We start from the raw sequence: 26,957 nt of genomic DNA on the forward strand, positions 1-26,957 counted from the left end.
TGCCTCCTCAGAGATCCAGTCCGGCGGCAACGTGACGAATCCCGCGAATGCCCAGACCGGCGTCGGCATTGATCATCACGCCGCTCAGCGTGCGGTTATTGCGCCGTGACGCCAGCATCACATACGGGCCGGTAAAATCTGCCGGCTCCGGGAAAAACTGCAGCGGCAAAATGGCGGCAATTTTTTCCGGCGTTAGCGACTGCATAATCGATGTATCGCTCTGACCCAGCGCCTGCGGGCCGCGCAGATCGGTCGCCATACCGCATGGCCCCACGCCGTTGACGCGAACTTTGGGTGCCAGCTCGTAGGCTAACTGGCGAATCAGACCGGTTGCTGCATGCTTGCTGGCGGTATACAGCGGACCGCCGCCTCCGGGGTACCATGCTGCGTTGGACAGGGTAAAAATGATGCTGCCTTCGCTGGCGATAAGCGCGGGGGCGCAGGCTTTGGCCCCCAACAGATATCCCAGCACGTTGACATTGAATAACTCGTGAAAGCCGGTTTCCAGCGCCTCGGCAGAGGTGTTTACCAGCGAGGCGTTATGATCCCAAATTCCCGCATTGCCGATAAAGCAATCGAGCGTACCGTATCGCGTGAGAATGTTATCCACCGCGCGCTGATAGTCGGCGTAGCGGGTGACATTCCCCTCCACCGCCAGCACATGCTCACCAAAACGCTCGCGCAGGTAGGCGACTTTGGCAGCGGAGAGCTCCAGTGTAGCGACCCGCGCACCCTCTTCAATAAAGCGCTCGACCAGCGCCAGGCCCAGGCCGGAACCGCCGCCGGTAATAAAGACGACGTTATCGCGTAAATCGCTCATCAGGCCCCCTCAGGCATATCAATAAATACCTCGCCGCCTTCCACGTGCACCGCATAGGTGGTCAGCGGATCGGTGGCGGGCAGGCACAACGCTTTGCCGGTTTTCAGGCAGAAACTGGCGGCGTGCAGTGGGCACTCCACGGTGGCATCGTCTTCCAGATACCCTTCCGACATCGAGGCATTACCGTGGCTGCAGCGGTCGTTAATGGCATAAAATGCACCGCCAACGTTAAACAACGCGATGACCGGCGAGGTGTCGAGCCGCAGCGCTTCACCTTCCGGCAAATCCCCTACGGGGCAGGCAAATACACGATTCATCAGAACAGTACACTCAGGTTATGGGAGGAGATCACCGCCTGATCCAGCACGATCTCACGCTCCAGTAAACGCCACTCATCGCCCGGCAAGCGGCGTACTTTGTCCACGCGCATGCCAACGTATAAGGTTTCATCCCGCTCTTTTTGTGCGCGAGACAGCAGGTAGTTCAGTCGGACGCGAAACACATCGGGAACGTCGGTTTCGCTAACTTGCAGGTTGCTGATCAGATGCCGGGTGCGCGACGGCGGCTCTTCTGCCCAGGCCATGCCGGTTTCCAGACGTGCAATGCGGCGCTCGAGCTGATCTTTGTTGTCGTTGAAAATCCAGGTGGTCGGCGGCTGCACCCCTTTGCGGCGGTCGCGAGTCTGGGCATTCACCGTCGTACGCATGGTGTAACGGATCTCGTCGTCAAGCTGCGCCAGCCAGTCGCGAAACTTCCAGTCATCCAGCAAGCTGGCTTCGTGGTAGAGAAACTGGGTAATGCGATGATGCAGTTCCAGAGAAACTAACGCGCTCATTTCATTACCTCCTGCTGGTAAGCGGTGGTTTTTTCCTGCACTTCCTGCCAGCTTTCGCTGCTTAGCAAATCGGCCCAACGCTGGTACATCCCGCGTGCGGCGGTTTCCGAGAAGATGTAATTGGTGATCCCCGGAATGCCGTCTTCACGACGTTTTTCCTGACCTAAGCCCATTTCCAGACACAGCTGGCTGTTCCGCGCGCGGTGCCCTTTGAGCAGCTTCTGGATCTCGCACCAGTTTTCTGAATCATCTTGTTCAAGAAAACCGGCGGGGCCGAAGGCGCGCGTGGCGCTGTTTTCAAACGCGGCTTTCACGTCATCAGAGGCCGCTTTATCGGCAATACAGAACGCCCACACTTCGACCTGATCCGGCCCGCGCGGGTGCCAGATGCGTAGTGTGGCGGTGCCGTTCAGCCAGGACAGCGTCGGGAAAATGTTGTTATGACCCGCCAGACGCAGGGCGCGAACCTTGCCCAGACGTTGCTCGGCTTCGGCGTAGGTGTCGCGATAGTAGCTGGAGACGTCGCCGTCGACCCAGACGTTGGCATCGGGATTTTCAGTAAAGAAAAATCCGCTGCCGTGCCCATCCTGACCGAACTGCAGTGCATCTTTGGCGGTTTCCCACACCGGACGTGCGGTTTGCCCGTCGCCGAGGCGTTTGTCGCTGCCGTCATCTTTGGCGCCGAGCACCTGCACGGCAGAAGCGTGGCTGAACAACGCGTGATACTGGTCGCTGGCGAACTGCTCAGCGGGGAATTTCCAGTTGCAGTCGATCACCCATTTCTGTACGCCGCCAACGATTTCGGTGCCGCCTTCGCGACGATCCAGTACGCCGTCCAGGTACCAGGCGATGTCGCCGAGATAATCACGCAGCGCAGGCGCGGTGGTGTCCCAGTTGCCGAAGATTAGCCCCTTGTAGCTCTCGACGCCGGGCACTTCGTTCAGCCCCCAATGGGACTTGCACAGCCCTTGCGGGTAGGCGCGTGGCTCCAGCGGCACGTCAATCAGCTCGCCGTTAATGCCGTAAGACCAACCGTGATACGGACAGGTAAAAGCGCGGGTATTGCCGCAGTCGGCGTAGCTGACACGCATGGCGCGGTGTCGGCACTGATTGAGAAAGGCTTTGATGCTGCCGTCTTTTTGTCGCACGACCACCACCGCATCCTCGCCCATGTAGGTATTGAAAAAGTCACCCGGCTTCGGGATCTGACTTTCGTGAGCGAGAAACAGCCAGCAGCGTCCGAAGATGCGTTCCAGTTCCAGTTGGTAAATGTCAGGGTCGGTATAAATCCGTGGGGTTACGCGACCATTTTGCGTGTCGATCAGTGAGTAGATGTCTAAATTTGAGGGTGTGGTCATATTTTTTAATCCCGAAAGCTAAGATGTATTGACCTTCTTTTTTTGTACCCCAAGGATGTTGCTGGTTAGTTATCAATCTGTGAAATAGTAAATATCTACCAGCTGAGACGTTTTTTCGATAACAAGGAGCAGGGTATGGAACTGAGGCACTTACGCTATTTCGTCGCGGTGGCGCAGGCGCTGAATTTCACCCGTGCGGCAGAGAAGTTGCATACCTCTCAGCCGTCGTTAAGCAGCCAGATCCGCGATTTGGAAGCCTGCGTCGGAGTGACGCTGCTGGTGCGGGATAAACGCAAAGTCGCGCTGACGGCAGCAGGGGAGTGCTTTTTGCAGGATGCGCTGGCGATCCTTGAACAGGCAGAAAATGCCAAAATTCGCGCCCGTAAGGCGGTGCAGGAAGACTGTCATTTCTCGATTGGGTTTGTCCCTTCCGCGGAGGTGAATCTGCTGCCGAAGGTTCTGCCGCTGTTTCGTTTAAAACAACCGGACACGCATATTGAACTGGTGAGCCTGATAACCACTGAGCAGGAAGAGAAAATTCTGCGCGGCGAGCTGGATGTTGGCTTAATGCGCCATCCGATTTACAGCCCGGAACTCGACTATCTGGAACTGATTCATGAGCCGCTGGTCGTGGTACTGCCAGTTAACCACCCGTTAGCCAGCGAGAAAACGATTTCAGCCCAGCAGCTGAACGGCGTGAACTTTGTCAGTACCGATCCGGCCTATTCCGGCGCGTTGGCGAAGATTGTCAAAGCGTGGTTTCAACAGCAGGAAAGCCAACCCAATATTGTGCAGGTCGCCACCAATATTCTGGTGACCATGAACCTGGTTGGTATGGGGCTGGGGGTGACTTTGATACCCGGTTATATGAATAATTTTAATACCGGCCAGGTGGTTTTTCGCCCTATCGCCGGTGATGTGCCGACCATTGCGTTGCTGATGGCCTGGAAAAAGGGCGAGTTGAAGCCCGCCCTGCAGGATTTTATCGCGTTGGCTCGGCGTAGCCAGCTAGCGCAGGTTGAGACCATAGGCTGAAAACTGGCGATGTCCCGCCCAAATGCCGTTGGTTAACCCTTGATAGACGATTCGCAGAAAGCGCGTTTCTACGTCGAACTCATCCTCGTGTGTTTGTTGGGCCGTAACCTGATGGGTTTTATTCACCACGACGTCCCAGCTTTCGCCGTCAAGTGAACTCTGGATGACATAGGCGTAAACGGCGTTTTCGTTGAAGACAATTTTGGTGGACGTGACGGGCAGAACGCTGCCGAAATCCACCTGCCAGTAATGTCCTGCCTCGGCGTCGGCGGCGATCCATGATGTTGACGGGTTGCCGTCATTACCGCGTAAAGGCCCATAGTTCATCGACTTCATACTATCGGTATGCGCGGGTTGCCCTAAGGCCAGATCCGTTTTGGCTTCCTCGTCAGGGTTTGCCGTCGTGAACAGCGCGCGAATTTCCGCAATACCCAGTTGGGCGCATGGCATGAAGTCAGCAGAGGCTAGGTAACGGTAAAGCGCGCTTTTTAGCTGCTCGCTAACGCCATTATGTGAATTGGCCTCAATATTTAGCGTACATATCATCAGCCGACCCTGTCCCACCCGGCATTCGAAGAGGTTAGTGCTTTTGTGATTATGGAAAAAGTTAGGCGTCAGTAGCGTTAAGGGGTCGCAGCGACCAAGTGAATCAATATTCATCGCAAAACTATTTTCCAGCAATGATTTCCACTCCAGAGTCGCATAGTTTTCACATGGGAAATAGCGGCTAAACAATGGGTGTTGATTATCAATGATCATCCCACAGGGATCTTTACTGGCAAAATGTACCGGACTCCAGAATACCGGGAACCATGTGCTGGTTGAGAGCTGTGCCACCTGACTTGGGGAGGGTAACAACAGGATGTTTTCCCCATTCTGCAAACGTCTCTCAATGGCTTCAGACCATTCATGGCAGAGGCTTACTGAAGCGGGTAGTGAGGTTGATTCCGTTTTCCCATAGACCCAAATATCCCATTGGTTTTGGTATGGCGTGTCACGAATTTCGGCTTTGACCTGCATCGCCTGCCTTCCCGTTACGTGACTGAGAGGAGCGGCATGAATCGTCAGCGGCTGTTTCAGCAGACCAAGGGGCACTTCGTCAATAAAGACATCATGGGCAAAAAGCACCTGCTGATTTTCGCCAATTATGTGTACTTGTAGCGTCACCTGATGAAGCGGCTCTGCGCCATAATGAGCTATTTGCACCTCCGCGACAAAATCATCATCGCAGGTATAGAACAGCGTGGGCATCATCACCAGTGGTACGGTTTCACAGCAAAAATGGCGAAATGTTTCTGCGGGGACAATATTTTTACTGACATAAAATGCGTCAAGAAGACCGACGGTTGCGGTGCTCTGCCCCGGAAAATCATGCAGACTCAGCAACTGTATGCCACCCATATTTCGGGTGCGCAGTGCGGCTTCTATTTCCATTTTATACAGTAGCAAGGCCAGCTTGCCGGATGAGTGAACAAAGTCATTAAGGTACGGCAGCAGATTTTTTTGCTCGAGGTCATCGCGAATACGCTGCAAATTTACTGGTGTTAAACAGCCCGTATAACGGGGGATTTCGGCCACGTTAGGGTAAACAACATATTGTCCCACCTCGTGAGAAATCACCGGGATCTGCTGAGCCTGAATCCCGGCCGAAAAATTTAGCGTGGTGGCTTCTGCCAATTGGTCGAGGAAATATTGCCCGCGAACCCCTATTCCTGCTGATGATTGGGTGATGAAGAGATCGTCTTCTTCTGCGACCGTACGATCCCAGTTGCTGGTGAGCGTATAGAGGATCTGGGGCTGAATGTTTTTTAGCCTCTGCACGATGTCACGCAAAATCTGAAAATCACCGTTTAATTCGTTTCCATTACTGAAAATACAAAATGAAGGGTGAATGGACCATGTCCTGATAATGCGTTCTGCCTCTTCGGGAAGCCAATGGTAATGTTCGGGATGTTTACCGACCGGAAAATCCATCCAGTTATCCATCCATACCGGGCCTTCAACCTGAAGATAGAGTCCTTCGCGGTCAGCGCAGATAAAGGCCGACTCTGGTGGGCACCATGAGTGAAAGCGGACGTGGTTAAGTCCATGGTTTTTCAACTGCTTGAACACCTGTGTCCATTCAGTTTCCGTTGTTGGCGGATAGCCGGTAAGTGGGTATATACAGCAGTCGATATTGCCGCGTAAGAAACGGGGAGTGCCGTTAATTTTTAACACGCCATCGCGGGTGTTGAGTTGGCGGAATCCGGTTGTTTTTTCTACCACGGCGGTGGTGGAAGATAAGTCAGCAAGGTTCTGGATTTCAACCGCTAATCGATACTGCTGTGGTGTAAATTCGTCCCACAATATGACGCGATCGGCAAGTAAAAAATCGAGGGTGATCGTAGGTTGATCGGGCTTAGTCTGTAAAGATTGGACTTCTTGCTGAATGACGCGGCCGTTCAGTTCACGAAGGGTTAAAGTGAGCATGATATTCTGCCAGTCAGTAATGACCGGCTCCTTATCGATGCGAATTTGTGTCTGACGGCTTTGGCTATCCATGGCCACTAGCAGATGGTTCAGGCGATGGCGGTCTTGAATCTGTAGCTCAACTTTACCGACAATACCGTTCCAGATAGTTTGCGTTTGATCAGTGCGGGCGCTGGGCCAATCGCCGATATTCTGGATATCGCGATTGTCTATTCTCAGCGTAATCTGCTGCGTTTTTCCTTCGCTGATATAGCGAGTGATATCAAATTGATGCGGGGTTGAAAGACTATCCTGGCGACCCACGGCAACGCCATCGACCCACAGCTGTGTTTCACCCATAACGCGTTCGAGAAACAAAATAATGTGCTTATCGGCATGACAGTCGGTCAGGCAAATATCCGTTTGATACCAGGCCGCCCCTTGGTACGTATATTCAGTTCTCAGGCATTGTACGGCTTCTTTCGTTAGGCCTGGCGCGAGTACGCGATGCTCGCCCAGTCGGTGTTCAGCACAGGTGCCGGGAATATGGAAGCCGGCAGAGGCTACGCGGTTTTCGAACCATTTTTCATCGATTCCAGTATCCTGAGGGTCTATTTTAACGCGCCACTCGCCTTGTAGATTTACTGTCCTTCCATCATGTAGCAGCATATTTTTTCCTTAGTGGGTTGAACTCATCTGGAAAGAAAGGCGGCTTTTATCCTTTGGATAAATACCGCCTTTTGCAGGTCATTTAGCGAGTTTCTTTTAGTATCTTGTCGCATTTTTCATTGTATGCCTGACCGTTGCCGGTCATTGCCGCCTGGATGCACTCCTGATACGCCATGGGAGAGAGGGGGTCATCGTTGCTGTGTGTCTGCGGCGCAGGCGATGAACTGGCACATCCAGCAAGGAAGAGGGCGACGAACATAGGTAGGTATTTTTTCATGATTTATCCCTGTTGTTATTTTTCACTGCGATAAAGGGTGAATAACAGCGCTTGCGAAGGAATGTAATACCGCTTTTATCGCTATTGGCAGAGCGATGAAGGCAGAGTGCCTTGTCGTTGCTTTGGGGGCGTAGCTGTTTGTGCCAATCACATTGCTGGGGAATAATCATCGAACTCTCACTTTGCGTCAGGATTAGAAGATAGTGAACGGTGCGATCACGTTGAATTTGATATCAATTTCATCCTGGAACATGTTGTTGTAGCCGTTGCTGTAATTCGGGTTGCTGCTGTGGTTGTCGTAGTCGATGTAATGGAGGTTAAACAGCGTTCCTTTGAGGCGACCGGTTTGCACTGTGTGGGCGATGTTAAGCGTCCATGCGGACTCGTCGATACTCTGGTTCTGGTCTGCCAGTTCGCCGTTAATGGTACAACTGGTACATGGCTTGGCGTTCCAGCCGTAAACATAGCCGACGCCGATGGCCCAGCCGGGGAGATCGTAATTTTTTAGATCGTAGGTAACGGCGGCAAAGGCCGAGGTTTCGCCATTGGCGTCAAAGTCGGAGGCTGCATCCCACCAGATATCCAGACGACCGTTGGAGCTGGCGTAGGCCGGGGTTATACGCTGAAGGAAGAAGCCCTGATTACCTTCCGCTTTGACGGTCTGTGCTTCCAGACGGAAGTCCAGAGTATCGACGGTATAACCGAGCGTGACCCCCTGTAACCATGCCAGACCGGAGTATTCGTCATTGATGGAACCGTAGGCGCCTGGCGTGCCGTCACCCACCTTATCTTTTGCGCCATAAAACTGATAGCTGGTGCGCAGCATATTACCCGCAACCGGGAAGCTGTAAGACACTTTCCCCATATACTGATCCATAAAGCCTTCAGCCTGTGCCCATGATGCTTCCAGCAGCAGATTGTTTTTAAAGTCGTACTTCATCCCAATAGACTGAACGTAGTCGATTTTTGTTTTATTATCGGCGGCGCGAAATTCATACATTTCGGTATACCACGGGGCTTTATATTTATCCGACCATAAATAAGAACTGGAGAGTGCGCCATATTTTCCAAAATCCCAGGAACCGCCGACTTCGCTTCCCTGATAAGCGCCAGGAACAAAGCCCCAGTGCACGGCTAATAGAGTTTGTCCGGATGGCTGGATATAACCGGAGCGCATCCAGTAATCGTCATATTTTAGTTTCATCGCGGCTTTGTAGAGATTAAAACCACCCTTGTCGCCGGACCAGTCTTCGCCCCAACGCTGATTGGCTGAACTAAGACTGATTTCGTTTGGGTGAGCGCCGTTGCCGGTCGCCAGGTTAGCAGCGGCAAAACCGGCTACATCGAAACCAATAAAATCAGCCGCGTAGCCGGAAATGAAATCGAGGTTGGCGTTAAAAGTACCGTGATGGAGGTCTTCAACGTAATCGCCGTAGGTGGCGCTGCCCGGCGTCATATCACGTTTATCGCGATAACGTTGGGAATAATAGATCCCGCCGGTTAAATGTGAGTCATCCCAGAATCCTGCGGCCTGTACCGAATCAATAAAAAAAGGTGAAATGAAAACAACACTAATAAGGCTAAACAGAGGAATATTATTGTTTTTAGACATGAGGAAGTCCTTCTTCATAGCGAAGAATCAAAAGGTTGTTTTATTAGATGGGGGTGTTGCCCCCACATTTTTATATGGTTATATACGCGTCAGATGCCAGATGCGGCTGGTGTAGTCACGGCTCAGCGGCGGGTCAATCCACATCCCACGCCAGAGAAGTTCGTCACCGCCCACTGTTTTTTCGCTCGCATCGATATGGTAATAGGCATCGGGATCAAGACCCGCCAGACGCAGCAGACGTAGTGGTGCGGAGGCCTGACTGACCAGCGAAAAGGCCATTACCAGCGCTTCGCTTTGATCGGGTGCGACGAACATCCATGCGGCAAAATCGGCGTTTTCCCACGGGCTGCTCAGCCGCCAGAAGGTGCCGAACTGCAATAACTGGCGGTGCTGCTTGTAGAAGGAAATTTGCTGTTTCACCGCGTCGTCACGTTCGCTATCGCTGCGCATTAAGTCCAGCATCAGGCCGTAGTTGCCGCTCATGGCTACCGCGCCGCGCATATCCATGGTCGTACTGCGCCCCATCTGGTGATTGGGTACCTCTGAGACGTGGGCGCACTGCATAATTGGCGGGTAGAGCAGGCTGGTGGAGTACTGAATATGCACACGAGAAGCGGCATCGGTATTGTCGCTCACCCAGGCCTGTGGCATGTAGTAGAGCATTCCTGGGTCAAATCGCCCGCCACCGCCTGCACAGCATTCAAACAGAATGTGCGGGAAGCGGGTCGTTAACGCGTCAAGCAGAGCATAAACGCCGAGAATATAGCGGTGGGCCGTCTCCTGCTGGCAGGCAGGATGTGCGGTACTGGAGCCTACTTCGGTCATATTACGGTTCATGTCCCACTTGATGTAATCAATGGGATGACTGGCAAGAAACTCGCTCAATTGGGTGAGAATATTGTCGCGTACCTCTTCGCGCCCCAGATCAAGGATGTATTGGGTACGACCTTCTGACAAAGGCTGCTGACCCGCGTTAAGTATCCAGTCAGGATGCTGGCTGAACAGTTCGCTGCGTCGGGAGATCATCTCCGGCTCAAACCACAGGCCGAACTTCATTTCCATCGCGTGAACGCTATCAATCAGCGGCCTCAGCCCCTGCGGGAATTTCTGTACGTTGACAAACCAGTCACCCAGCGATGAGGTATCCCCGTTGCGCTCGCCAAACCAGCCGTCGTCCAGCATCAATAATTCCACCCCCAGTGCTTTAGCATTGGCGGCAAATTTCAGCAGCTTCTGCTCATTGAAATCAAAGTAGGTGGACTCCCAGTTATTCGCGAGGATCGGGCGCGGTTGGTGGCGATGTGGTCCGCGTGCCAGATTGTCTCGATACAGGTCATGCAGCGCCTGCGACAGGCCATTTAAGCCTTTATCGCTCCAGGCTAATATCGCCTCCGGCGTCTGGAACTGTTCGCCCGATGCTAGTTGCCAGCCGAAACCGTGTGGATTAATACCCAGCAGCAGACGAGTCTGGCTGTAGGCATCAACCTCGGTACGAGCGGTAAAGTTGCCGCTATAGACCAGATGTATCCCGCAGGCTTCACCCTGCATTTCGGTGGTTTCCGGGCGTACCAGCCCAATAAATGGCTGTTGATGGGTGCTGCTGGCACCACGCTTACTGTCGAGAACATTGATACCAGGGTTAAGTGGCTGACGGTGCCACTGGCGCTCGCGGGCCCAGGCTCCAGGAAACTGGATCTGCTGCCAACGGGCATCCGGTAAATCAATGTTGCAGCTTAGCGCCCGCAGTACACGCAGCGGTTGCTTCGAGCGATTGGTTAGCGTAGCAGAGCGGGTGATGACCGGATGCTGACGGAAAATCGTGTAGCTTAGCTCAACCTCCAGCAGTGTTACCGGGTCGGCAAGGGTGATAAACAGCGTTTCGGCATCGTTATCGTCTTCCACCCAGGTGGCTGGCAGGTCCGTTAACTCCGGTTTACCCGCGAGAATACGGTGTGAAACATAGTGTAGATTGCTGACCTGATGCCCATCGGCATAGCGCACCTCAAAGGCTGGCTCACGATAGTCTCCCGCACCGTGCCCTGGATATTCCTGAGGGGCGGTATCCAGAGAAAAGGATCGGTCTGGCCATCCGGCCGGTGTTGGCGAAAATGAGGAACGATCCAGTGCTGGATAGTCGTATCCTTGACTCCATGTGCTAAGCCGCTTGCCCCAATAGCTGTGCGTCAGATAACGACCATGGGCTATAACTATCACGTAGCTAATACAGCCATTTTGTAGGTGAAAAGTCTGTGTGTTTTCGTTCCAGCTAATCATGGCGTTACTTCCTGGGCTGTTTTATTACGGCTGTGAATATCATCGAGAATTTCGAAAAAGCGTTTTTCCGTAATTTCATATTTCGCCAGAGGGATAATACTTATGATGGTTAGAATACCAGGGATTAACGTGAAAAAAAGGCCTATCCACATGGCTGTTTGAGGTGATTGTTCAATGTGAGGGATATAACCAGCCCATGCCAAACAAAAACCACCCATCGCGCCACCAATAGCACTGGAAAGTTTGGTTTTGAATATATTAAGAGAGAAAACCATTCCCTCAGAACGATTACCGCTGACCCATTCGCCATATTCAACGCAGTCTGCAACCATCGAGTACAGTGCAATATTTCCGATGCCACCAAAGAACGGTGCGAGAGCACCAATGATGAAAATAATTGTTATGTTACTCTGAAAGAAAAATAACGCCATGCAAGCCAGTGCCATGAGTAGACTGCTGTAGATAGCTGTATTCTTTTTTCCGAATTTAGCAGAGACAAATGGAGATACGATAGCCCCTGCAACTTGTGCAACCTGAGATACCGTCAAAAAAGCCGCTAGCGCAATTTCAGCATTTAAATTGTAAATAAAGAAATATAGCTGGAATGTTCCACGAATAATACCAATGAGTTCCAGTATAAACATGCCAATTAGAAGGTATCTTAATGGCCTGTTTTTCTTGAGAAGTGACCAGAATCCTTTGAAACTCTGTTTTTCTTTGCGTGGGACAGTATATTTTTCTTTCACGCCGAAGAAAGTTATCAGCATGCAAATTAAGAAGATAGCACTAAATATTAGCGAAACGCCCCACCAGCTACCAACAAATTTGACCAGCCATAACGTAGAGGCGCTGACTGTCAAAAAGCCAAAGGTTGCAATGGTTCTTGGGATAGTAATGACTTTGGTACGCTCTGTAGGGTCCTGCGTAATGGCTGCCGAGAGTGACCAGTAAGGAATATCAATAACTGCGAAGCAAACGCTCCATAATATATATGTGGCATATGCATAAACTAATTTACCAGCCTCAGAAAAATCCGGGCTAATAAAACAGGCTACGGTTGTTAGTGAAACAAGAATACTGCCAACAAGTATCCATGGGCGAAACTTTCCCATTTTTGTGTGAGTATTGTCTACCAGGATGCCAAGAGCAATATCGGTTGCACCATCGACCAATCTGGCAACCAAGAAAAGCAAACCGACAGCTGCCGCTTTAATGCCATAGCTATCAGTGTAATAAAGCATTAAATATATAGCGATAAATGCGTACATGACGTTCGCACCATAGCTTCCCATGCCATAGGATATCGCAGTAGTCCACGATACTTTATCTCGTGGATATTGTTTTTTTTCTACAACTGCTTCTGTACCTGAACTGGTTAACTCCATTTGAGTTCCCCTGAATTGAATAAATGATCGGATTTAACGACAATGAACATCAACTTTCGGGTGGTAGCGTAGAGCAACAAGTGCAGGCGGACTTTGCGCCGAGATTTATATTTCAGTAAACAAAGATTACTAAACGTCTTTTACGTTACGATTCTGACGTCAAAATAATCAAGCTTGCGCCAGCGCCGCCTCAACAAACAGGTAGCCGATACCGGTGATTTGCTGTTGGCGCGTCAGCTTGCCAAATCCAATTTGTGTTTGTCGGGTACGCACGGCGTCACCGTGATCGAAAGGGGTAAAACCAATTTGTTGATAGATGGTCTGTAGCCACTTATCACCAAACTCACAGCTACGGCCGTAGAACCAAATTTGGTTAATGTTGAGAATGTTCAGCAGGTTATATAGCGTCAACCCGATGGCGTTAGCCGCTTGTTCCACCCACCGCACCACCTGTTCATCGCCGCTGTGCCAGGCGTCAATCAGTTGGTGGTTAGAGATGTTTTCAGGATCTAAATCTGGCGGCGTGGGTCGTGATTTCAACCAGATCCGCGCCTGTTTTTTAAGCGCCGACAGTGAGGCTACGGTTTCCAGACACCCGTAGCGGCCGCAGTCGCAGGCGATACCATCACGGTCAAAAACGGTATGACCAATCTGCCCACTGCCGTTGAGCATGCCGCGGTAGATCTGTCCGTTGATGACGAAAGATGAGCCGATACCGTAGTCGACATTAACGATGCAGAAATCCTCACGATTACTGCTGTTTTGCCACTTCTCCGCCAGCACCAACATAATGCAGTCGTTGTCCACCCGCACCGACACACGCAGGCGTTCTTCCAGAAGATATTTAATTTCTACCGGTTTTTTCCACGGTGCCTGTGGCATGGTCTGCGATACGCCAGTATCCGGGTCGACTTGCCCGTGTACTCCCAGCGCAAGATTGATCCGTCTGCCGGGGTGATTCTTGTGTTGTTGCCGCCATAGTCCTTCAATGGCTGAAAGTAACGCTTCTGGCGTAGGGGCGTTGACCTGACTATGGAGAAAATCACCGATCGGCGTCATCTGCGCATCAATCAGCTGGCTTTCAATGCTGGTGGGGGTGACGTTCATGCACAGAATCAGCGGCCCGTCGTTGGGGATCTGATAATGTCCGCTGTTCATCCCGCGCGAGCTGAGATTTTCGCTCGAGTGGCTAAGTTTCTCTTCACCGACCAGTTCATCGAGTATTTTGCTCACCGCCGGAATAGATAATCCGGTATGCGTCGCAAGCTGGGATTTACTCAAACGCTTGTAGCGCCAGACAAGCGCCATAATGGCTCGGCGGTTATGCCGCCTTACCGTTTGATTGTTCAGTCCAGCTATTTGCATATTACTAAACCTTGTTAATAGTAATGCGTGAGCATCGCGTAATTTACCGGAAAATAAGTTCTCTACACTGCCATCCTATCGTATTTCACTGTGTTTTGTTTACTGGAGAATGGTTATGTACGGAGTGGTTAAGGTCTGGCAGGAGACCCTTACGTTGCCGACATGGACAACGGGCAACGAAGACTCAAACCCGATGTTTCTCGAAAAACGTGTTTATCAAGGATCGTCCGGAGCGGTGTATCCCTATGGCGTTGTGGATACGCTGACCGGCGAGCGGGAGATGCGCGAGTATCAGGGGATCTGGATGGAGAATGATTTTATTCGCATTCTGTTGCTGCCGGAACTTGGGGGACGTATCCACCGAGCGTATGACAAGGTGAAACAGCGGGATTTTGTTTACTACAACGAGGTGGTGAAACCTGCGCTGGTAGGGTTGTTAGGGCCGTGGATCTCCGGCGGTATTGAGTTCAACTGGCCGCAGCACCATCGTCCAACGACCTTTATGCCCGTCGACTTCACTCTGCAAACGGGCGAACACGGTGAACAAACGGTATGGATGGGGGAAGTGGAACCGATGCGCGGTCTGCAAGTGATGGCGGGCTTCACGCTTTATCCGGACCGGGCACTGGTGGAGATAACCGGCAAAGTGTTCAACGGCAATGACACTCCACGCCACTTCCTGTGGTGGGCAAACCCTGCAGTGAAGGGCGGGGATGATCATCAAAGCGTTTTCCCACCTGACGTAACGGCGGTATTTGACCACGGTAAGCGTGATGTGTCGGCGTTCCCGATTGCCACTGGTACCTACTACAAAGTGGATTACTCAGCAGGCGTGGATATCTCCCGCTATAGAAACGTACCGGTGCCGACCTCCTACATGGCTGAAAAGTCAGATTATGATTTTGTTGGTGCCTGGCATCACGGTGAGCGAGGCGGTTTATTACACGTCGCGGACCACCATATTTCTCCGGGTAAAAAGCAGTGGACGTGGGGGCACGGCGAATTTGGTCAGGCCTGGGATCGTCAGTTAACCGATGAAAATGGCCCTTATATTGAACTGATGACCGGCGTCTTTACCGACAACCAGCCGGATTTCACCTGGCTTGCACCGTATGAAGAGAAAGTCTTCGTACAGAACTTCCTACCTTATAGCGAGTTATCATCGGTGCAGAATGCCAGCGCTCTGTTGGTGATGCGCCTTGAACGGCAGGCCGCGAAGCTTGTCGTGGGCCTGTATGCGGTTGCACCGCTCCATGATGTGCGGGTGGAAATTCGTGATGACCAGCAAACGCTGTGGAACACCCATGTGACCCTGGAACCAGGGCAGAGCTGGCAGGAAACATTGAGTGAATGTTGGTCACAGCGCCTGACGATGACAATCTTTGATAGCGACAACCGTCAGATGCTGCATTACGAAGAGCATATTCCTGAAGAAACGCCGCTACCCAGCGCCGCCGTTGCGCCTAAATTGCCGCAGGAACTGACGAATGGCGAAGAACTTTACTTCATTGGTCAGCATATTGAACAGTACAACCAGGCCAGTCGTTATGCTGAAGATTATTACTGCCGGGCGATTGAATTGGATCCCGAGGATTATCGCAGTAACGTGGCGTTGGGCAATCTGGCGCTGAACCGAGCCGACTGGGCGCTGGCCCAGCGTTGTGCAGAGGCCGCGCTCTCAAGAGCCCACCGGCTGAATAAAAACCCGCGTGATGGTGAAGCCAGTATGCTGCTGGGTGCAGCGCAGGAACGCCAGGGGAAAGAGAGCAAAGCGTGGGATAGCTACTACAAGGCGAGCTGGAGCGGAAACTGCCGTGACGCAGCGTTTTACTCGCTGGCGCGGCTGGCGATGAAGCAGGGTGATGACGCCGATGCGCTGACAAAAGTGGAAATTAGTCTGCAATTTAACGGTGGCAATAACCTGGCTATGGGGTTAAAAGCCCTGGCGTTGGCGACGACTCGCGGTGAACTGGCGGCAGAGGAATATATCGACCAGTCACTCAAGACGCATCCGTTGAGCTACGCGCTGCACTACGCGCGTTGGGCCATCGGAGGGGCGGCGTCTGCTCGTGACGCTTTGATTAGCGTCACCGGTCAGCGTGGCATCAACGCCAGTACGTTAGCAGGCTGGCTGGTCTCACTCGGTAAAAAACAGGATGCTCGTGAGTTGCTGGTACTGCTTGATAGCCAGGAGACGTTGCCGATGCTGTGGCTAGCCTCACTTAGCAACAATTCGCCGTCTTATCTGCAAAGTGCGCAGCGCTGTTTTGCCAACCGTGTGCGTTTCCCTAACACCCTCGACGAAGTAGTGATGTTGCAATCTCTGCAACAGGATGCTTTTGCTTGTTATTTGCTTGGCTGCTTCTGGTACAGCAAGCGTCGGTATGATGAGGCTATCGCCTGCTGGCAGCAGACGCTGGTACTTCAGCCAGATTTTGCGCCGGTACACCGCCTGCTGGGGATTTACGCCTGGAATAAACAGCATAATGCCCAACTGGCGAGCCAGTATTTACAACAAGCGGTGGCGCTGGAGCCCGATAATGCGCGTTTCCTGTTTGAACTGGATTACCTGCAAAAACAGCAGGGGCTGAGTATCGAAACGCGGCTGGCGCTGCTGACGTCGCGTCGCTGCGTGGCGTTAAAACGTGATGATCTCACCGCTGAGCTGCTTAGCCTGTGGAACGGCGTGGGTGAATATGACCTGGCTGCACAGGTGCTGCGCGACCGCGAATTTCACCCCTGGGAAGGGGGCGAAGGAAAGGTTACCGGGCAGTATTTGCTCAACCAGGCTCATCGCGCACTAGAGGCTATTCGTCAGGGGGGAACGGGGCGCGCGGTTGAGTTGCTCCAGCAGGCGCTACGTTATCCGCTAAACCTGAGTGAAGGGCGGTTGCCAGGACAAACCGATAACGATATCTGGTATCTATTGGCTTATTGTCATCAGAAACTGGGCGAAAGCGAACTCGCGGGCCAGGCGTTGGCACGTGCAATGCAGGGGGACTCCGGCCTGAGCGCGGGACGTTACTACAACGATCAGCCCGCTGACTATCTGTTCTGGCAAGGAATAGCGATGAGGAAGAGCGGTGAGCATCAGCAGGCAGATGCCCATTTCCAGGGCTTCCTTGATTGGGTAGAAGGTCATCGGGATAGCGTCCCGGAAACAGACTTTTTTGCTGTATCGTTGCCGGACCTTGTCGCGTTGGATGCGAGTTCTGTGTTGCGACATCAGCAACATTGCTTGTTTATTGAGGCGTTGGGCTACCTTGGACTGGGCAAGCGTCATGCATGTCAGAATGCCTTGACGCTACTGCTGACGCTGAACCCGGCCCATGATAAAGCGCTGCTGATAAGCCATGCGTTGGTAAGCGGTCTCTTTGACTAACCTGGCTGCCGGGTGGGAAACCGTCCGGCACTCACGAGACGTAGCAATGACGCGAATACGATTACAGAATGCGGCGCTTGAGGCTGAAATTGATGCGCAAGGCGCAAAGGTGGTGCGGCTTATCTTTCGGTCTCATCAGTCGCCGGTACTTCATGAAAACCCAGCGGGCGCAATGTTCCCCATGTTACCGCTGGCTAACCGGGTGGCAGGTAATCGCTTTCTGCTGCGGGGGGAAGAGGTGGTTTTGCCGCAGCATGAGGCGGACGATAAATTCTTCTTACACGGTGACGGCTGGCTGCGGCGCTGGGAGGTGGTTAATGCGACTCAAAGCGGCTGTTTGCTGCGCTTACGCGGCTGGCATCCGTGCGGTTACGACTATACGGCGCAGCTGTGCTATCAACTGGAAGCGTCCAGCCTGCATGCCTCGTTGACCCTCACCCACAGCGGTGAACAACCGATGTTGTACGGCTGTGGCTTCCATCCGTTTTTTGCCTTTGATGCGCGCAGTACGGCGCAGTTTTCGGCCAGCGGCTACTGGCCGGAGGGGGAGCAACACCTGCCGTTACCCTGGCAGCACGATATCCCACCAGCGGCTGATTTCACTCGCGCACAGTATGGCGAGGACGCCTGGCTGAACGTGGGGTATTCCGGCTGGGGCGGGCAGGCGGTCATTCAACGCGATGTGATGAAGCTCACGATTCTGGCGCAAACTCCGTGGCTTATGCTGTTCAGAATGTCGGGTGAGGAGTTCCTTTGCCTTGAACCGCAGACGCATCCGGTGAATGCCCACCACATGCCGGGCCAGCCGGGGTTACGCCTTTTAGCGCAGGGAGAACAGTGCCATTTTGCGCTGCAAATTCGCGTAGAATAGGGCTGTTATCATGTTATCTGCCTGTTAATACTCGCTTGCGCCAGCCGGGGTTTATCGCCAGACTATCGCCTCCAAACGGGAGGGAATCATGGTTTTGCACTCCACGCGCTGGCTGGCGCTCGGTTATTTCACCTACTTTTTTAGCTACGGGATTTTTCTGCCTTTCTGGAGCGTGTGGCTCGAAGGGTTGGGGCTGACGCCTGAAACCATCGGCCTGCTGTTAGGCGCGGGGTTAATTGCACGTTTTCTCGGTAGTTTGCTCATTGCGCCGCGCGTGAGCGATCCCTCTCGTCTGATTTCCGCTTTACGCATTTTAGCGCTGCTGACGCTGGTGTTTGCGCTGGCCTTCTGGGCGGGGACGCACGTGGCGTGGCTGATGGTGGTGATGGTCGGGTTTAACCTGTTCTTCTCGCCGCTGGTGCCGCTGACGGATGCGCTGGCGAATACCTGGCAAAAGCAAATCACCATGGACTATGGCCGGGTGCGGTTGTGGGGGTCTGTGGCCTTTGTGATTGGCTCGGCGCTGACCGGTAAGCTGGTGACCCTGTATGACTATCGGGTGATCCTGGTGCTGCTGTCACTGGCGTTGGCGTCAATGCTGCTGGGTATGATGATCCGCCCGAGCGTGCAGCCTGCGGGAGAAGTTCGCCAGCAGGAGAGTACCGGATGGCCAGCATGGCGTCAGCTGATTATGCAGAGCTGGCGCTTTCTTGCCTGCGTGAGCCTGCTGCAAGGGGCGCACGCCGCCTATTATGGTTTCAGCGCTATTTACTGGCAGTCTGCCGGGTATTCGGCGTCAGCGGTGGGCTATTTATGGTCACTGGGTGTGGTCGCGGAAGTGATTATCTTCGCACTCAGCCACAAGCTGTTCCGCCGCTTTAGCGCCCGCGATCTGTTGCTGCTCTCCGCCGTGTGTGGCGTGGTGCGCTGGGGGTTGATGGGCTGGAGCACCGAGCTGCCGTGGCTTATCGTGGTGCAAATCCTGCATTGCGGTACGTTTACCGTGTGTCACCTGGCGGCCATGCGCTACATTGCCGCACGCCAGAGCAGCGAAGTGATTCGTTTGCAGGCGGTCTATTCCGCCATTGCGATGGGCGGCAGTATTGCCATCATGACCGTGTTCGCTGGTTACCTGTACCAGAATATGGGCAGCGGTGTATTCTGGATTATGGCGCTGGTGGCGCTGCCCGCCATCGTCTTGCGGCCTAAAGTGACGGCGCAATCACCGGTGTTATGATTCGAGGATTTTGCGGATCTGCTGCTGCTGATGCAGCGTAAGTGACAGATCCGCATGAATCAACGGCGGTGAAAACAGCGGTAGCGGCGTGGTGTACGGGGTAATAATCAGCGACACGCCACGCGGCGAGCCCTGTTTCTGAAAGTCCTGCATCGGCATATGTTTTACGTTCAGCGGCAGCAGGGTCAGCTCACGTAATTGCTGCTCAATATGCGTCTCCAGTCGTTCATTATTGCCCGTCAGCAGAATGATTTGCTTCTCGTGCAGATCTTTTTCCTGCATCAGCCATGCGCCAAAAATGACGGCGACCAGCCCCGCTTCTTCTTCAGAGAAATGCACTTCGTATTCCGCTTCAAATCCCTTGAGCGCTTCTCGCGTGGTGCGCACCAGCCGGGGATAGAGCCGACTGAACTCCTCCGGCAGGGTGTTATCAATGCCAATCGCGAACACGCTACGGTTCAACGCCTGAGCAAGATGCACGTACAACTGGTCGTTCAATCCTTGTTCGTCGCTGAAGCGGACGTTGCCGCTCTCGCGAAAACGTAGCACCAGTCGGGCAATGGCCAGACGCAGGCGGCGGTCCTGCTGATGGTTATCGCGAATGGGATCGGGGATGCGGATCATCGAGAACAGCAGCGCCATAAACAGCGACTCGCCCGGTGGCGCACTTTGCATCACACGGCGCTGCCAGTGACGACCGATTTCTTCGGCGAGCGCATACTCGGCGCAGGATTGCGCCCAGCGCTGTTGTAGCGGGTTAAACTCCGGGTGGAGCCCGGCGTGATGTTGCAGCAGGCTGTACTGTAAAAACAGGCGCAGAAACTGGACATCCCGGCATTCAAACGGCTTTTGCAGTCGCCGGGAACAGAGGTTGATGAGCGCATGCAGATTGGTGTCGTCATACAGCGTGCGGGCGATGCCGCGTTGTTTGAGCTGCATTTTTAACGCTGGTGTGAACTGCCCGGTGATAAAGCCCGGGCACAGCCGCAGGCCGCGTCGTAGCCAGTGCAGAAAGCACAATCGTTGATTGAGTGCCGATCCTTCGATCTGGTAGCCACCATTCTGCGTGGCAATGATAGTAAGGCGATGATAACGCTGGATTTCAATCCCCGCGCCGATGATATCCTCGCGGACCACATCGTCTTCGACGCCATTGAGGGCGCTAAATGTCTGGGTGGTCGCGATTTGCCCCGGCTGGAACAGCGTCAGCAGCACATGGCAGCGGCGCTGGGGAGCAGAAAGTACAGATGGCGGGGCAAGCGTTGACATCATCTGTAGAGTCTCCCGAAAGTATGTTTGGTAAGAATAGCTAAAGTTTGCTCATAGAAATGAAGAATGGAATCCTTTCCGCCAGGAATGCTGGAGACCGTCACAGAATTTTTAACGCGAGGAACAGTGGGCGGGAGTTAAACGCAGCGCGTTAACACGCTTTTTCACTGTTTTATCTTTTGTTGCAATATAAAAAAACACTACCAGTGGCTGTACTGTTTGTCAGTTAAGCATTATGGAGAACATGTGATTCCGGCTCAGGGTCACGTTCACGGGTACTATCATTTCAGATAAGTGAAAAACATAAGGTGAACGTAGCAATACACCGGAGGCAACAGATCCATTACCTCCGGAACAGCTGTCTGGCGTTACTGCCCACGGCTCAGCGTTAATCCCACATCGCCGCCAGGATGCACGGCTAACAGCGTTTCTTTAGAGTAGCCACTCTCGCTCATCAGACAGGCGCAGGCGGCATCAAATATCGCCAGGACCAGAATAATGGAGGTGGTCGCCAGCATGTCCAGCGGATCGGCCTCGCGCTGTACGCCGGTGGAAATCACCAGCCGGGAGGCGCTGGCGATGGCGGAGTTTGGGTTTTCCGTCACGCTAATGATCGGCACGTTCCTCGCAGCCAGTCCCGGCAGCAGTCGGGTAAGCTCATCTGAATTCCCTCCGCGCGACAGCATAATCACCCGATCGTCTGCGCGTAAAAAACCCAGGTCGCCATGAGCGGCGTCGGTGGCATTGAGGTAAATTGCCGGGCGTTCGACGCAGGCCAGCATATGCGCCACTTTACGTGCGGCAATGCCGGACGTACCGACGCCAGTGACGACAATTTTTCCTGTGCAGTCGCGCAGTTCGGTCATTAAAGACTGCCAGGTCAGCTCTGTCAGATGCTGGCCCAATCCCGCCAGAGCCTCACTGTAGAGCTGCCATACGCCGGTCGCCTGGGACCATGAATCACTCATGCGTCCTCCTGCATCAACTGGCGGTATTTCATATGGTCCTGGTACATCTCGTGGAAAACCCGGTATTTGCGATCGTAGTACTGCTTAATACGGTTGGTTTGCGGGGTGACCGTTTTACCAATGCGGCTCATCGCTGACATCGCTTCCGGGAAGGTATCGAACACACCTGCGGCGAGGGTTCCCATCATGGCGCTGCCCAGCAGCATGGCTTCACTTTCTTCCGGTAGCAGCATCGCACAGCCGGTGGCGTTGGCATGTTCCTGCACGAAAATTGGGTTTTTCGTGCCGCCGCCGCTGGCCATAATGGTATCGATGGTATACCCGCTTTGGTTCATCGTTTCGATAATATGCCGCGTCCCCAGCGCAATGGCCTGAATGGTCGCCAGATACTGCAGCGCCATATCTTCCGGCGTCCGGGACAGCTTCAAGCCGGTAATTGCACCGGTGAGCGTAGGGTTGGCGCGCGGGGAACGGTTACCGTGGAAATAGGGCAGAATGTGCATATCGCGGGTCAGAAACGCGATATCTTCCGGTTCGCCGGCCATTTTACGCAGCAGCGCATTCAGCACTTCGTAAATGGTCTGTCCCTGTGATTTTGCCTGCGCCAGCAACGTGTCGTAGCACGGGTGTGACTGAATAACGTGGTCGATTAACGCGCCGGTGGCCGACTGTCCGCCTTCGTTGAGCCAGTATTGCGGCAGGACGGCGGAGTAGTAAGGACCCCAGACGCCGCTGATAAAGCGCGGCTCTTTAGAAATTGCCATATGACCGGTGGACGTGCCGCCAATCAGCGCGACGCGGCGGTCAAAATCAGCTACTTCGCCGGTCACACCGCTGGCGCCGAGGGTGCCCAGCGTTCCGGCGTGGGCATCAATAATCGACACGCTGACCGCGGTCCCTGGGATCAGACCCATTTCGCTGGCGGCCCGTGCAGAAAGGCCATGACCGAGCGGTTCCCCCATCGTTTTCACGTCGCGGCCAATTTTAGCGGCATCGTGCTCCAACAAGTCTTCCAGCCCAATCTGGCGGAAATAGCTGGCATCCCATTTGTCCTCATGACCCATATAGGTCCATTTACACACCGTCGAGCACAGCGAGCGCGTGTCGTCGCCGGTCGCGCGCCAGGTGAGGAAATCCGGCAGGTCAAAGTAGTAGCCCGCATTGGCCCAGGTGTTGGGCATATGCTGCTTCAGCCACAGCAGTTTTGGCGTTTGCATTTCCGGTGAGATAATCCCGCCGACGTAGTCCAGCACTCGATGATGCAGGGCGTTAATGCGCTCGGCTTGAGTAATGGCACGGTGATCCATCCACACAATAATGTTTTGTTCGCTGCGCCCGGAAGGGCTGATGGTCAGCGGTTTACCTTCTTTATCGAGCACCACCAGCGAGCAGGTGGCGTCGAAGCCCAGACCTTTCACCTGAATCGGGTTGATATCTGACTGGTTAATCGCATCACGAACCGCGTTACACACTGCCTGCCAGATGTTATCTGAGGATTGCTCAACGAAATCGGCCTGCGGACGGTAAATCTCAATCGCCCGGCTGGCCTGACCGACCATTCTACCGTTGAGATCAAACACGCCTGCACGGGCGCTACCGGTTCCGACATCCACACCAATAAAGTAACTTGCCATAATTTTTTCTCCTGGAATCAGGCTTTACGATTCTGTAATGCGATAAAGAGGATCAGCACCGCGCCCCACAGCGCCATCGTCAGATAGCTACTGACCCCCAGCAAGTTAAGGCCGCTTTCCAGCATTTGCAGCACAATGAGCGCCAGCACCAGGCCGATAATACGCCCGAAGCCGCCATCCGGGTTGATGCCACCCAGCACCGAGGCGAGGATGGTGACCAGCAGATAGGATTCGCCGTATCCGGCTTTTGCCGAGTTAAATTTCGCCATCATCAGGATGGCGGCTACCCAGCCGAGCAGGGCCGAAATGACGTACACGGAGATCTGTACCCGTACCGTATTCACGCCGCTGTAGCGGGTTGCCTGTTCGTTGGACCCGACGAGATACAGGCTGCGCCCAAGTGTGGTGTGTTCCAGCAATACCCACAGCAGGATGGCCACGAGGAAAAAGAGCAGTAGCGCCACGGGGATACCGGCAATCGTGCCGTTACCCAGGTATTGAATAGCGGTCGGGAAGCCGGAAATGACCGTGCCGTTAGAGAGCAGAATATTCAGCCCGGAGATAAGCGTCATGGTGCCGAGCGTGGCGAGGATCGGCGACACGCCGACCCAGGCGATCAGCGCGCCATTCAGCGTACCAATGGCTACCGCCACGGCAGCTCCCGCCAGCAGGGCGATGACCAGGAACAGAGGGTTATCCGGATGGGCGACAATGATTGCCGCCATTACCAGCGAGCAGGCGTTAGCTCCGGCAATAATGGACAGGTTAATGCCGCCGGTCAGCATGGTCATGCCCATTCCCAGCGCCAGCATGCCGAGGATCGGTAGCTGTGAGCTGATGGACTGGAAGTTAGCCACGCTGAAAAAACGGCTGCCAAGCAGGGCCGAGAAGACCAGCGCGACGACCACAATAATGATGCATTGCAGACGAATGATGGCATCACCGGGTAAAAATCTGGCGATTGTTTTCATCTCAAAGCTCCCTTGCCAGTTTACGTTTTTCGTTCCAGGCCGTGGCGCTAATGCTGACCAGGATAATGGCGCCGCTGAACACGGTGTGCCAGTAAGAGGAGACGCTCAGCAGCGTCAGGCCGTTTTGTAAGAAGGCCAGCAGGACAACGCCGAGCAGCGTTCCGGTCAGGGTACCGCGTCCACCGCTCATGCTGGTTCCCCCGAGCACGACCGCCGCCAGTACCGTCAACTCAAAACCGAGCAGGGAGTTGGGCGCGACGGATTGGGTGATTTGCGCCTGCACCACGGCGGCAACGCCTGCCAGAATCCCCATGTAGCCGTACACGTAGAAATGCAGCTTCAGCAAATTCAGACCCAGGCGCGACGCCGCGTCGCGGTTGCCGCCCATGGCGTAAACCTGGCGGCCGAGGCGGGTATAGTTCATCAGTACGGCAGTCACAATAATCACCGCCGCCAGACACAGCAGGGGCAGGGTCAGTCCGTAGTCGTAGCCGTCCGCTGCGGTGAACGAGAACCAGTTGATGCCGTTCATGAACCAGTCCGGGAAGCCATACAGCCAGGTACCTTTAGTGGCGTACACCAGCAGGCCGTAGTAGACGTTCAGCGTGGCGATGGTAATGATGATCGCCGGTACGCGCAGCCAGTAGACCAGAAAGCCGTTAATAAGCCCGAGCAGCAGTCCGACGGCAATGGCAATAACCAGCGCCAGCGCAAAGTTGCCGCCGTGGCCGATCACCCAACTGGCCATCGCGTACTGGGCAATGGCGGTCATCGCCGGGAATGAAATATCGATCCCACCGGAAATCAGCACCACAAACAGGCCGCAGGCCAGAATGCCGAGAATGGCGTAGCTGGTGGCGACGTCCGTAAGGTTCCCAAGCGACAGGAACTCATCGGTACTGACGCTTAGTCCTACGGCGAGTGCCACCACCAGCAGGCCCAGCCAGAATTCATGTTGCCCGAGCAAACGGGAGAAATGCAGACTATTCATTGATGACCTCGACCACTTCAGCAATCTCCTCTTCACGACACTGATGAGGATTAAATTCCGCCACCAGTTTGCCGCGACGCATCACCAGCACGCGGTGGCTGTTGTAATAAGCTTCCGGGATCTCATCGCAGATCATGAGCACCGCCATTCCCTGCTCGGCCAGATCGCGGGCAATCTGGTAAATGCCCTCTTTGTTGGCAATGTCGACGCCAACGGTGGGGGAGTCGAGGATCAGGATGCGCGGATGGGTCGCCACCCATTTGGCAATGGCGATACGCTGGGCGTTGCCGCCGGATAGCGTTTTGACCGGCAGGTGCGGATCGGACACTTTGATGTTCAGCTCGCGGATAAGATCAGCGACCAGCTTCTGTGCTTTAGCATGGTCGAGCAGGCCGCTGCGGGTGTGCAGTTGATCGAAGACCGTGACGATAGTGTTGTCGTAGATCGACTGCTCCATGATCAGTCCCTGCGTCAGGCGATCTTCTGAGACGTAGCCGATCCCGTGCTGGATGGCATCGTGGTTATTACGCAGCCGGACCGGCTGACCGTTAATGCGCATTTCACCGCTCTCTGGGTGGGTCATGCCAAACAGGCTCAGACACAGCTCGGTGCGCCCGGCGCCCAGCAGGCCGACAATCGATACAATCTCACCACCGTGCAGTGACAAATTAATATTCTGGTATTTTCCGCGACGGCTCAGGTTGCGCAGTTCCAGCAACGGTTCGTGGGAGTCGAATGACTTCTCCGGCAGCGGGCTGTAATGGAAGCGTTGCCCGGTCATCAGGAAGGCCAGTTCGTGGCTGTCCAGTTCGCTGGCAGGATACGTGCCGACCAGTTTCCCGTCGCGCATCACGCTGATCCGGTCAGCCACCTCCATCACTTCATCAAGACGATGGCTGACAAATACCACGCAAATGCCGGCGGCTTTCAGTTCGTTAACCACCCGCAGCAGGCCGTTGACTTCCTGACGGGTTAACGAGGCGGTGGGTTCATCCATGATGACCAGCCGTGCGTCGGCGGCAATCGCCCGGCAAATCGCCACCAGTTGGCGGTCGGCGATGGAGAGTTTCTCGACCTTTTTGTCCGGATCGAGGGTTACGCCAATGCGCTTCATGGCTGCCAGCGCTTGTTGTTTCATGGCGCCGCGACGTACCCAGATATCACCGCCGGGCAGGTAGCGGTTAACCGCAATATTTTCCGCGACGCTAAAATTGGGGAATAGCGACAGATCCTGATAGATGACCTGGATGCCATAGTGAGAAGAAAGCTGTGGCGTCAGGTGATGGAACAGCTTGCCATCAAGTAAAATCTGCGCGCCTTTTTCAGGGTGATAGACCCCGGAGATCACTTTAATGATGGTGCTCTTGCCACAGCCGTTTTGGCCCGCCAGACAGTGAACTTCGCCTTTTTTCAGCGTCAGATTCACGTTATCCAGCGCCAGCACGCCCGGGAATTGTTTGCTGATATTCTCAAGAGTGATAAATGCGGTGGTGTCTGCCATGGACAATACCCCTGCGAGCGTCCTGACGGACGCTGAGTGTGAGTGTGGTGGATAG

20 protein-coding genes are annotated in these 26,957 nt (G+C 54.0%); 4 read left to right on the plus strand and 16 right to left on the minus strand.

The genetic code is table 11. The features are described 5' to 3' along the window. Positions 1 to 7: 7 nt before the first annotated feature. The 4 genes from hcaB to hcaE are packed head-to-tail and all read right to left on the minus strand — an operon-like array spanning position 8 to position 3,013. Positions 8 to 820 carry a 3-phenylpropionate-dihydrodiol/cinnamic acid-dihydrodiol dehydrogenase gene (gene hcaB, locus AC3ITF_RS05990; protein WP_115257764.1) on the minus strand — a complete coding sequence of 271 codons (813 nt, stop codon included), beginning with the start codon at positions 818 to 820 and terminating at the stop codon, positions 8 to 10. Next, positions 820 to 1,137 carry a 3-phenylpropionate/cinnamic acid dioxygenase ferredoxin subunit gene (gene hcaC / locus AC3ITF_RS05995; protein WP_096756145.1) on the minus strand — a complete coding sequence of 106 codons (318 nt, stop codon included), beginning with the start codon at positions 1,135 to 1,137 and terminating at the stop codon, positions 820 to 822. Before hcaC ends, hcaB begins: the two co-directional genes overlap by 1 nt. Next, a complete protein-coding gene (gene hcaF / locus AC3ITF_RS06000) occupies positions 1,137 to 1,655 on the minus strand; it encodes a 3-phenylpropionate/cinnamic acid dioxygenase subunit beta (protein WP_135911591.1) in 519 nt (172 codons plus the stop codon). The genes hcaC and hcaF overlap by 1 nt, the downstream gene beginning before the upstream one ends. Further along, positions 1,652 to 3,013 carry a 3-phenylpropionate/cinnamic acid dioxygenase subunit alpha gene (hcaE, locus tag AC3ITF_RS06005; protein ID WP_115257767.1) on the minus strand — a complete coding sequence of 454 codons (1,362 nt, stop codon included), beginning with the start codon at positions 3,011 to 3,013 and terminating at the stop codon, positions 1,652 to 1,654. Before hcaE ends, hcaF begins: the two co-directional genes overlap by 4 nt. Positions 3,014 to 3,148: 135 nt before the next feature. Here hcaE and hcaR point away from each other — a divergent pair, with 135 nt between their 5' ends. Continuing rightward, the gene (gene hcaR, locus AC3ITF_RS06010) at positions 3,149 to 4,048 is read left to right on the plus strand and encodes a DNA-binding transcriptional regulator HcaR (protein ID WP_489176222.1); all 900 of its coding nucleotides are present in this window, start codon (positions 3,149 to 3,151) and stop codon (positions 4,046 to 4,048) included. Here hcaR and AC3ITF_RS06015 read toward each other — a convergent pair. From AC3ITF_RS06015 to AC3ITF_RS06040, 6 genes are all read right to left on the minus strand, one after another. After that, on the minus strand, positions 4,022 to 7,165 hold the full coding sequence (locus tag AC3ITF_RS06015) for a DUF8487 domain-containing protein (protein WP_489176223.1): 3,144 nt from the start codon (positions 7,163 to 7,165) through the stop codon (positions 4,022 to 4,024). The genes hcaR and AC3ITF_RS06015 overlap by 27 nt on opposite strands. A gap of 82 nt (positions 7,166 to 7,247) precedes the next feature. After that, on the minus strand, positions 7,248 to 7,442 hold the full coding sequence (chiQ, locus tag AC3ITF_RS06020) for a ChiQ/YbfN family lipoprotein (RefSeq protein ID WP_137363053.1): 195 nt from the start codon (positions 7,440 to 7,442) through the stop codon (positions 7,248 to 7,250). Between the two features lie 193 nt (positions 7,443 to 7,635). After that, a complete protein-coding gene (locus AC3ITF_RS06025) occupies positions 7,636 to 9,054 on the minus strand; it encodes an OprD family outer membrane porin (protein ID WP_249360937.1) in 1,419 nt (472 codons plus the stop codon). A 78-nt stretch (positions 9,055 to 9,132) separates the two neighbouring features. Beyond that, entirely contained in the window at positions 9,133 to 11,328 is a 2,196-nt protein-coding gene (locus tag AC3ITF_RS06030; RefSeq protein WP_489176224.1) for an alpha-galactosidase, read from the minus strand. Then, positions 11,325 to 12,713: an MFS transporter gene (locus AC3ITF_RS06035; RefSeq protein WP_153879857.1), complete on the minus strand. Its 1,389-nt coding sequence runs from the start codon at positions 12,711 to 12,713 to the stop codon at positions 11,325 to 11,327. Before AC3ITF_RS06035 ends, AC3ITF_RS06030 begins: the two co-directional genes overlap by 4 nt. A 168-nt stretch (positions 12,714 to 12,881) precedes the next feature. Further along, positions 12,882 to 14,078 carry an ROK family transcriptional regulator gene (locus tag AC3ITF_RS06040; RefSeq protein WP_489176225.1) on the minus strand — a complete coding sequence of 399 codons (1,197 nt, stop codon included), beginning with the start codon at positions 14,076 to 14,078 and terminating at the stop codon, positions 12,882 to 12,884. Between the two features lie 115 nt (positions 14,079 to 14,193). Here AC3ITF_RS06040 and AC3ITF_RS06045 point away from each other — a divergent pair, with 115 nt between their 5' ends. The 3 genes from AC3ITF_RS06045 (at position 14,194) to AC3ITF_RS06055 (ending at position 19,568) form a co-directional block, all read left to right on the plus strand. Next, positions 14,194 to 17,460 (plus strand): DUF5107 domain-containing protein, encoded by a 3,267-nt coding sequence (locus AC3ITF_RS06045; protein ID WP_489176226.1) that lies wholly within the window; start codon positions 14,194 to 14,196, stop codon positions 17,458 to 17,460. Positions 17,461 to 17,506: 46 nt separating this feature from the next. Continuing rightward, entirely contained in the window at positions 17,507 to 18,331 is an 825-nt protein-coding gene (locus tag AC3ITF_RS06050; protein WP_153879854.1) for an aldose 1-epimerase, read from the plus strand. A gap of 88 nt (positions 18,332 to 18,419) precedes the next feature. After that, the gene (locus AC3ITF_RS06055; RefSeq protein WP_137399745.1) at positions 18,420 to 19,568 is read left to right on the plus strand and encodes a 3-phenylpropionate MFS transporter; all 1,149 of its coding nucleotides are present in this window, start codon (positions 18,420 to 18,422) and stop codon (positions 19,566 to 19,568) included. Here AC3ITF_RS06055 and csiE read toward each other — a convergent pair. The 6 genes from csiE to AC3ITF_RS06085 form a co-directional block, all read right to left on the minus strand. Continuing rightward, entirely contained in the window at positions 19,563 to 20,840 is a 1,278-nt protein-coding gene (gene csiE / locus AC3ITF_RS06060; protein WP_489176227.1) for a stationary phase inducible protein CsiE, read from the minus strand. The two genes, AC3ITF_RS06055 and csiE, sit on opposite strands and share 6 nt — an antisense overlap. 365 nt (positions 20,841 to 21,205) lie before the next feature. Beyond that, a complete protein-coding gene (locus AC3ITF_RS06065) occupies positions 21,206 to 21,805 on the minus strand; it encodes an SIS domain-containing protein (RefSeq protein ID WP_489176228.1) in 600 nt (199 codons plus the stop codon). Beyond that, a complete protein-coding gene (locus AC3ITF_RS06070) occupies positions 21,802 to 23,439 on the minus strand; it encodes an FGGY-family carbohydrate kinase (protein WP_096756156.1) in 1,638 nt (545 codons plus the stop codon). The genes AC3ITF_RS06065 and AC3ITF_RS06070 overlap by 4 nt, the downstream gene beginning before the upstream one ends. Before the next feature lie 17 nt (positions 23,440 to 23,456). Continuing rightward, a complete protein-coding gene (locus AC3ITF_RS06075; RefSeq protein WP_096756157.1) occupies positions 23,457 to 24,410 on the minus strand; it encodes an ABC transporter permease in 954 nt (317 codons plus the stop codon). 1 nt (position 24,411) lies between these two features. Continuing rightward, a complete protein-coding gene (locus AC3ITF_RS06080) occupies positions 24,412 to 25,401 on the minus strand; it encodes an ABC transporter permease (protein ID WP_135911599.1) in 990 nt (329 codons plus the stop codon). Continuing rightward, positions 25,394 to 26,902: a sugar ABC transporter ATP-binding protein gene (locus AC3ITF_RS06085; protein WP_096756159.1), complete on the minus strand. Its 1,509-nt coding sequence runs from the start codon at positions 26,900 to 26,902 to the stop codon at positions 25,394 to 25,396. Before AC3ITF_RS06085 ends, AC3ITF_RS06080 begins: the two co-directional genes overlap by 8 nt. Between the last annotated feature and the right edge of the window lie 55 nt (positions 26,903 to 26,957).

The sequence above is a fragment of the Citrobacter sp. KH_055_1 genome (assembly GCF_057838705.1).

Excerpts from the sequence above, each read along its gene's own strand:
- AC3ITF_RS06070 (WP_096756156.1), bottom strand. The coding sequence starts at position 23,439 with ATGGCAAGTTACTTTATTGGTGTGGATGTCGGAACCGGTAGCGCCCGT.
- AC3ITF_RS06075 (WP_096756157.1), bottom strand. The coding sequence starts at position 24,410 with ATGAAAACAATCGCCAGATTTTTACCCGGTGATGCCATCATTCGTCTG.
- hcaC (WP_096756145.1), bottom strand. The coding sequence starts at position 1,137 with ATGAATCGTGTATTTGCCTGCCCCGTAGGGGATTTGCCGGAAGGTGAA.
- hcaF (WP_135911591.1), bottom strand. The coding sequence starts at position 1,655 with ATGAGCGCGTTAGTTTCTCTGGAACTGCATCATCGCATTACCCAGTTT.
- csiE (WP_489176227.1), bottom strand. The coding sequence starts at position 20,840 with ATGATGTCAACGCTTGCCCCGCCATCTGTACTTTCTGCTCCCCAGCGC.
- AC3ITF_RS06015 (WP_489176223.1), bottom strand. The coding sequence starts at position 7,165 with ATGCTGCTACATGATGGAAGGACAGTAAATCTACAAGGCGAGTGGCGC.
- AC3ITF_RS06055 (WP_137399745.1), top strand. The coding sequence starts at position 18,420 with ATGGTTTTGCACTCCACGCGCTGGCTGGCGCTCGGTTATTTCACCTAC.
- hcaB (WP_115257764.1), bottom strand. The coding sequence starts at position 820 with ATGAGCGATTTACGCGATAACGTCGTCTTTATTACCGGCGGCGGTTCC.
- AC3ITF_RS06050 (WP_153879854.1), top strand. The coding sequence starts at position 17,507 with ATGACGCGAATACGATTACAGAATGCGGCGCTTGAGGCTGAAATTGAT.
- AC3ITF_RS06065 (WP_489176228.1), bottom strand. The coding sequence starts at position 21,805 with ATGAGTGATTCATGGTCCCAGGCGACCGGCGTATGGCAGCTCTACAGT.
- AC3ITF_RS06035 (WP_153879857.1), bottom strand. The coding sequence starts at position 12,713 with ATGGAGTTAACCAGTTCAGGTACAGAAGCAGTTGTAGAAAAAAAACAA.
- AC3ITF_RS06030 (WP_489176224.1), bottom strand. The coding sequence starts at position 11,328 with ATGATTAGCTGGAACGAAAACACACAGACTTTTCACCTACAAAATGGC.
- AC3ITF_RS06080 (WP_135911599.1), bottom strand. The coding sequence starts at position 25,401 with ATGAATAGTCTGCATTTCTCCCGTTTGCTCGGGCAACATGAATTCTGG.
- AC3ITF_RS06085 (WP_096756159.1), bottom strand. The coding sequence starts at position 26,902 with ATGGCAGACACCACCGCATTTATCACTCTTGAGAATATCAGCAAACAA.
- AC3ITF_RS06025 (WP_249360937.1), bottom strand. The coding sequence starts at position 9,054 with ATGTCTAAAAACAATAATATTCCTCTGTTTAGCCTTATTAGTGTTGTT.
- hcaE (WP_115257767.1), bottom strand. The coding sequence starts at position 3,013 with ATGACCACACCCTCAAATTTAGACATCTACTCACTGATCGACACGCAA.
- chiQ (WP_137363053.1), bottom strand. The coding sequence starts at position 7,442 with ATGAAAAAATACCTACCTATGTTCGTCGCCCTCTTCCTTGCTGGATGT.
- AC3ITF_RS06040 (WP_489176225.1), bottom strand. The coding sequence starts at position 14,078 with ATGCAAATAGCTGGACTGAACAATCAAACGGTAAGGCGGCATAACCGC.
- AC3ITF_RS06045 (WP_489176226.1), top strand. The coding sequence starts at position 14,194 with ATGTACGGAGTGGTTAAGGTCTGGCAGGAGACCCTTACGTTGCCGACA.
- hcaR (WP_489176222.1), top strand. The coding sequence starts at position 3,149 with ATGGAACTGAGGCACTTACGCTATTTCGTCGCGGTGGCGCAGGCGCTG.